Consider the following 1,292-nt stretch of genomic DNA (forward strand, 5'->3'; position numbering starts at 1 on the left):
CCGGTCGCGGTTGTGGCGATGGGGTGTCGGTTTCCGGGTGGGGTGTGTTCCGCGGAGGAGTTGTGGGAGTTGGTGGTCAAGGGGGAGGAGGCGATTGCGGGGTTTCCGGGTGATCGGGGGTGGGATCTGGAGGGGTTGTATGACCCGGATCCGGATCGTGTGGGGACCTCTTATGCCGGCATGGGGGGTTCTTGGAGGACGCGGCTGAGTTCGATGCGGGGTTTTTCGGGATCAGTCCGCGTGAGGCGGCGGCGATGGATCCGCAGCAGCGGTTGCTGTTGGAGGTTTCGTGGGAGGTGTTGGAGCGGGCCGGTATCGATCCGGGGTCGGTGCGGGGCAGTGCCACGGGTGTGTTCGTGGGCAGCAACGGTCAGGACTACGCGGCGGGACTGTCGGGGGTTCCCGAGGTCGAGGGGTACCTGCTGACGGGAACGGCGGCCAGTATCGTCTCGGGGCGTATCGCCTACACCCTGGGGTTGGAGGGGCCGGCGGTGACGGTGGATACGGCGTGTTCGTCGTCGTTGGTGGCGTTGCATCAGGCGGTGCAGGCGTTGCGGGCGGGGGAGTGTTCGCTGGCGCTGGCCGGCGGGGTGACGGTGATGGCCACCCCGGGGTTGTTCGTGGAGTTCTCCCGGCAGCGGGGGTTGGCCCCGGACGGGCGGTGCAAGTCGTTCGCGGCCTCCGCGGATGGAACGGCCTGGGCCGAGGGTGCGGGGATGCTGCTGGTGGAGCGGCTCTCCGATGCGCGGCGCAACGGCCATCCCGTCCTGGCGACGATTCGGGGTTCGGCCATCAACCAGGATGGGGCGTCCAATGGGTTGACCGCGCCGAGTGGTCCGTCGCAGGAGCGGGTGATCCAGCGGGCGCTGGCGAGTGCGGGGTTGGTGCCGGTGGATGTGGATGCGGTGGAGGCGCATGGTACCGGGACGGCGTTGGGGGATCCGATCGAGGCGCGGGCGTTGTTGGCGACTTATGGGCAGGGGCGGGCTGAGGATCGGCCGTTGTGGTTGGGGTCGTTGAAGTCCAATGTCGGGCACACGCAGGCGGCCGCGGGTGTGGGTGGTGTGATGAAGATGGTGCAGGCGATGCGGCATGGGGTGTTGCCGCCGACGTTGCACGCCCAGGAGCCCACGCCGCACGTCGACTGGAACACGGGCAACGTGCGCCTGCTCAGTGAGGCGGTGGATTGGCCCGAGACCGGTCGCCCGCGGCGGGCCGGTGTGTCCTCCTTCGGTGCCAGCGGCACCAACGCCCACCTCATCGTCGAGCAGGCCCCCGCTGCGGAGGACGAG

1 pseudogene is annotated in these 1,292 nt (G+C 69.1%); it reads left to right on the forward strand.

What is annotated here, in order from left to right:
* Nucleotides 1-1,292, forward strand: a pseudogene (locus VS93_RS26360) (type I polyketide synthase); the annotation flags it as partial.

It is taken from the genome of Allosalinactinospora lopnorensis, assembly GCF_000981225.1.
Classification (GTDB): Bacteria; Actinomycetota; Actinomycetes; order Streptosporangiales; family Streptosporangiaceae; genus Allosalinactinospora; species Allosalinactinospora lopnorensis.